This window comes from Mesorhizobium sp. M7A.F.Ca.US.006.01.1.1 (assembly GCF_003997935.1).
Lineage (GTDB): Bacteria > Pseudomonadota > Alphaproteobacteria > Rhizobiales > Rhizobiaceae > Mesorhizobium.
On record NZ_RZQL01000350.1, the window covers coordinates 1 to 5567 of the forward strand.

Consider the following 5567-nt stretch of genomic DNA (forward strand, 5'->3'; position numbering starts at 1 on the left):
GCATCTTCCGCCCATGCCAGCAGCTACGCCGCCAGAGCGTCATCCGCAGCCTGCTTGATCAGCCATTCGATGTGATTTGACCACATCTGCAACACCTCGCGCTTCTCCTTGACGTTGCTATAGAGATTGTAGATTTCGCCAATGTCTGTCAAGGACGCCGCCTTGTGATTCAGTATGTGCTCGATGACGTGTGGCAATACCTGCCGCCTGCCGAGATTTGTCGCGAGCGTCCTGCGCAGATCGTGAAGGGTCCAGTTCTCCAAAGCCACCCCGTCAGTATTGACCTTGCCGTCTAGAGCCTTCTTGCCCTTCGCGTAGCCTGAGAAGTGGCTTCTTTCGTTGCCCCTCGCAGGGAAAAAAACGTGTCATTGGTCTTCGGTACCGTCTGGGGGACCGACACCGCCAGTGTGGACAGCGGAATAAGCGTAGGCTCTTCGTTCTTCGTGCGGTCACCCGATAGTTCCATGTTCCGGCTTCAAGGTTGAGGACCAACGCATCGCGGCAACTTCCGTACGCCTCTGTCCGGTCAGAATGAGCAGCTTGACGATGGAGCCGAACGAATAGCCGATATCGCCCGGTTCGGGCTCACAGCCCGTTCATATAGCCGCCAGTTCGGCATCGTTCACCACTCGCTTGCGCTTGACGATCGGGGCCGGATCCGGATTTTCCAATCCCTCGCGGGGAAACCGCGGATGAGCCGTTGCGGCGGTTTGCGACACCAGTTGAAAAATGCCCGCATACACCAGAAGGCCGTGTTAGCCGCTTGCGGGTGACCCCCGGCGACGATCTTCTTGGTGATGTTAGCAATGTCGGTGTCGATCACATGGTGGATAGAGCGACTCCCGAGGGCAGGCACAAGATACCGGTTCAGGCTGGCCTCGACCAGTGCGGTGTTTTGAGGGTCGTTACTCGGCGGCCTGGAGGTGACCGCCATCGCCGTCCTCGGTATCGTCAGCGCTGATATGCGCCTGATCGGCAAGGAAGGCTGGCAGTTCCGATGGAGCTATGCTGGAATTTGGGTGACGAGGCTGATCAAGCGGCGCTCTGCGGCTTCGTTTCGATGACCTGGATTCCGTCCAGGAACCTGGCACCTGCGATGAGTTTCGGCAACTGATTTTGTCCTTTCAATCGTCGCCACTTCCTGGCCGCGGCCAACAGCTTGAAGACCATCAGCTGGGCGGTTTTCGAGGATAGCGAGCCCTTGGTACGCACCGTGCGATAGCGAACGGTTGCAAAGACGCTTTCGATGGGATTGGACGTTCGCAGATGATCCCAGTGTTGGGCGGGGAAATCGTAGAGCGCCAGCGACGCAATATGATCTTTCGTCAGGCAGTCGACCGCCTTGGCATACGCCTCGGCCTCCATCTCGATCGCATGCGCAAGCAATTTGCGCGCGCCGCTGCGAAGTACATCCGTCAGGGTATCATCGATTTCGTCGGGCTGACGAAGGCGAACAATGTGTTGATAGTCTCGTTCATGGCGTATCACTCTCCTTGAGAGGTACTGGCAGGCTTCATCACCCGCCTCGATACGCCGCTCTCCTCAAGCCGCCATCATCCAGTTTCCGCCATGGCTCCCCCTGATTGATCCGCTTCACCTGTGCAACTGCACAGGCTGCCCTAGCGGGGAGATTGGCCTCCAATGGCGAAAGCTTGCCGCAGGAGACCCTCCGATGACCGTGCCTATGGCGCCGCCGCTACGACAACTTGCCGACAAGCAGCGTGCGATCCACTGCCGCGCTACTGCGCCTTCAAGGGACGTCTGGATCGCGACGCAGGAGCCGATGACCGTTACGGGATCAATTCCAGGTCGCGCTGGCCGTCGCTGTGCCAGTTCGACGGTCTGGTGGCAATTTGGGCACATCTTCTGTCGCCGACAGTGGCGATGGCTGACGCTTCAACGAAACGGGGTCTTCGACGTCTGCTGCCTTCGCCGATGCTTTGCGAAGTGGCATAATGTTTCGACGCACGCAGGCGCGGGCAGGGGATGTCAGTCATGAATCTCCTGACTGGCGCGGATCAGGCCGATTGGCGGGATGAAAGATCATACGACTACACCGCTGGCCTGACGCTGCGGGAGTGGGCTTGGGAGTTCTTACGCCGCAATCCAGCGTTCCAGCGCGATCTGACCGCTGCGCGCCAGCATTGCAAGACTTGGTCTCTCCAATCCTTTCTCGATATGGTCGCGTCGGCCGGCGACCTGTCACGCTGGGGTGTTCTGTTTCGCGGAGTCTTGTGGCCGCGCTTCGGTCGTATTCTGGTGTCCGCTCTGGTGCGTCCATGTGCTGCCGGTCATTGCGGAACGGTTGCCTGCCTCGTCGCCGACACCGCCGTTCGAACTCTCGGCATTGCCCTGTCGTGCAATCGTCCTGCTGGCGCCCGACAAGAGCCAGCATGTTCTTCTTCGCAATGCGGACCACGCGCTGCAGCTCGCCGTCTCGGGCGCGAATATCCTCCACCCTGTTTGCCTGCATACGCAAGCCATCTGGCCCGCGGTGCTTTTAAAGCATCGACTGAGGGGACTGGAGTGCCTCAATGCTCTCAGTCTAGGGCAACAGTTGCCCCCCCGCTTGTTTGCGCCGGAAAAGCGCGGCGTTCGTTTGTCCTTCGTTCTTCGTGCGCTCGACGGTTCGCTCGCCGGAGCACCTCATCGCGAGCTCGCCGAAGTTCTCATCGGTCAACGGCGCGTCCATGCCGACTGGGCGGATCCTCGCGATCATCTGCGCGACCGCATCCGTCGGGCCGTCTCGCGTGGCCGCGCGCTCATGAATGGTGGCTACAGAGATTTCCTAATTTGAAAAGCGACAGTCCGCGCTGTGCGTCGGTGGATGAACGTTCGCTCGCAGCTGTACCCGTCACCAACAGTTCGCCCGCCGACAGGACTGCATGGCGCCTTGCAAGTGCGCTCTGGTCTAGCTTGTCGATGCCGAAATGAGATGGGCGAGGGTGCCAAGGCGGTGGTTCATTAGGGCCGGCCTCGACCTGGACGCACATCATTGGTCGGAAAGCGGCGTGCACCGCAATGTCGCCATAGCAGCCAAGATCCTTTGAGGCCGGACCTGCAGTCCTGTTGGACCGGCGGGTGCAACAATATGGAGGGATCTGAGGCCTCACACCGTTCCCTGGTCGACAGCTCGGTCAACATAGCACCCACCGCTTGATTATGGAAATGGTGTGCCTGGAGTGCAGCGAGTAGCGGCTTGCTGCGCACTGTCCTAAGAATAGCAGTCATGACCCGTCTGGGGTTCTGCAACACGACGATTCAACCGCTTGGGCATTGTCGCATATCCCACAATGTAGAATGCGCAACAGGGCAAAAGCTGATCCATCGGCGGTTTATCAATGCTTTTTGGCTTGGCACGGCACATGCAACGCAATCGGCAAAAGGCGCACGAACTGAGTGGCCCATCGGCCCTAGGAGCGCTGACTTATGCCCTCCCAAGGCATGTCCGGCCCGACAGCGAGCTCAGTCTCCTGCCGGGCATCCGTGTTTCAGGTCAACGGCGTTTGGAACTTCCAATTAGGTGGCGGCATTGACCGCAGGCCGCCCCCCGGTGGGGCGGAGAGACAGTGCAGCAGGTTTCAAATCCCGCCCATGCAAAGATATTTCATTTCCAGATAGTCCTCGAGGCCATGACGGGAACCCTCCCGCCCGATGCCGGATTGTTTGATCCCGCCAAACGGTGCCGCCTCCGAGGACATGCGTCCCGTGTTGATGCCAACCATGCCATATTCCAGAGCCTCTGCCACACGCCAGACCCGCTTCAGGTTTGAGGCATAGAAGTATGCGGCGAGGCCGTATATCGTGTCATTGGCCTCGCGCACGACCTGATCCGCATCGTTGAAGCGAATGATCGGCGCGAGCGGCCCGAATGTCTCCTCTTGCGCGACTGCCATGACGCTGGAAATCTCGGTGAGGACCGTGGGTTCGAAAAACGTGCCATTCTTGCCGATACGCTGGCCCCCGCATCGTATTGTGCCGCCTTTCGCAATGGCATCTGCGACGTGAGACTCGATCTTGGCCAGAGCATGCTTGTCGATGAGCGGTCCGATGTCCACTCCGGCATCGAATCCGTCGCCAACCGACAAGTGCCGGATTCTTTCCACGAATTTCTTGACGAACTCATCGTGAACGCTCGATTGGACGTAAATGCGGTTCGCGGAAACGCAGGTCTGGCCGGCATTGCGGAACTTCGCCTGGACCGCACCGTCAACAGCACCGTCAATGTCGGCATCATCGAAGATGATGAAAGGTGCATTGCCGCCGAGTTCAAGGCTGACCTTCTTGATCTGGTCAGAGCACTGACGCATCAGCAGCCGTCCGACCTCGGTCGAACCGGTGAAGCTGATCTTTCGAATCTTGGAATTGGTGCAGAGTTCACGGCCCACGCGATCACCTTCGGACGCATAGATCAGGTTGACCACGCCATCGGGAAAGCCGGCCTGATGGGCGAGGGCGAACATTGCGCCAGCCACGAGCGGCGTCTGTTCAGCGGGCTTGAGCACGATTGTGCAGCCCGCAGCCAAGGCCGGCGAGATTTTGCGCGCCACCATGGAGGCCGGGAAATTCCATGGCGTGATCGTGCCAACAACGCCGATGGGCTGCTTGATCACTAGCATTCGGCGGTCTGTCGAGGGTGCCGAGATCGTCTCGCCATAGACGCGATTGGCCTCCTCGGCATACCATTGCAGATACGCCGCCGCATGCGATACCTCTGAAATGGCTTCGGCAAGCGGCTTGCCCATTTCCGCAGTCAGAATCGCGGCGAGATCGCCTGCATGGTCGATGATCAGCTGATGCCATCGCCAAAGAACGTCGCTACGTTCTCGGGCCGTCAACGCGGCCCATCCCGACTGCGCAACATAGGCCTTGTCTACCGCAGCACGTGTCTCCTCCACGCCCATATCGGGAAGCTCTGCCAAAACTTCGCCGGTCGACGGATTGACGACCTCGAACGTCTTATTGCCAACTGGTCTGCCGAGTGCCGGCAGGCGGTCGATGGCTCCAAACAGGTGCGGGGATTTCAGACGGCGGATCATCGGCAGGCACAGGGGCAATACCGGATTCCTCCTCAACGCAGCGAACATCCAGGTCGACAGGCCGTCAGTGTGTATTCTGCACCAGTGGGTTCGTCGTAGGGCCTCGGCAAAGCAGCTGGTAGACCACGCTAGCCCGATGAAAAGACAGCAGTTTCGTTAGTTTGAGTGCCCGCGGTTCATCAATTGATGGATTAAGCAGTCGGATGTTTGCTTCATCCACCATGCCTGCTGGTGGCATGCGACTGAATTCTGCAAAAAGGCGGCATACATGCTGAGGAGCGCCATTTCGGCGAGAGGCCGCCGGACCGCCAATGCCGCGCAAGGTCGGCGAAAACGACTCCGCGCGTCTGCATGATCTGCTTGGCCCACGGGCCTCCACATTCGCTCTTCCCACGAGAAGCCCCGATGAAGAAGGAAGGTGAGATGAGTTTCTTTACTCATCCTTGCCGCCCAGCGGCGGGCCGACCACCAAAATGGCGGGCTCGGCCGAAAGCAGCTTTTTGGCCGCCGCCTTGACCTGTTTGAGCG

At 59.3% G+C, this 5567-nt stretch carries 4 protein-coding genes; 1 reads left to right on the forward strand and 3 read right to left on the reverse strand.

Annotation, left to right across the window (positions count from 1 at the left end; genetic code table 11):
• Positions 1-23 precede the first annotated feature (23 nt).
• A complete protein-coding gene (locus EN943_RS38910; RefSeq protein ID WP_135907184.1) occupies positions 24-152 on the reverse strand; it encodes a hypothetical protein in 129 nt (42 codons plus the stop codon).
• Between the two features lie 880 nt (positions 153-1032).
• The gene (locus EN943_RS34445) at positions 1033-1488 is read right to left on the reverse strand and encodes a transposase (RefSeq protein ID WP_256748481.1); all 456 of its coding nucleotides are present in this window, start codon (positions 1486-1488) and stop codon (positions 1033-1035) included.
• A gap of 793 nt (positions 1489-2281) precedes the next feature.
• On the opposite strand from EN943_RS34445, the gene EN943_RS34450 reads away from it, so the two are divergent.
• Positions 2282-2797 carry a DUF2285 domain-containing protein gene (locus EN943_RS34450; protein WP_224570032.1) on the forward strand — a complete coding sequence of 172 codons (516 nt, stop codon included), beginning with the start codon at positions 2282-2284 and terminating at the stop codon, positions 2795-2797.
• Positions 2798-3581: 784 nt separating this feature from the next.
• Here EN943_RS34450 and EN943_RS34455 read toward each other — a convergent pair.
• Complete coding sequence (locus EN943_RS34455; protein ID WP_095769043.1) at positions 3582-5057, reverse strand: NAD-dependent succinate-semialdehyde dehydrogenase; 1476 nt, start codon at positions 5055-5057, stop codon at positions 3582-3584.
• Positions 5058-5567: the final 510 nt, after the last annotated feature.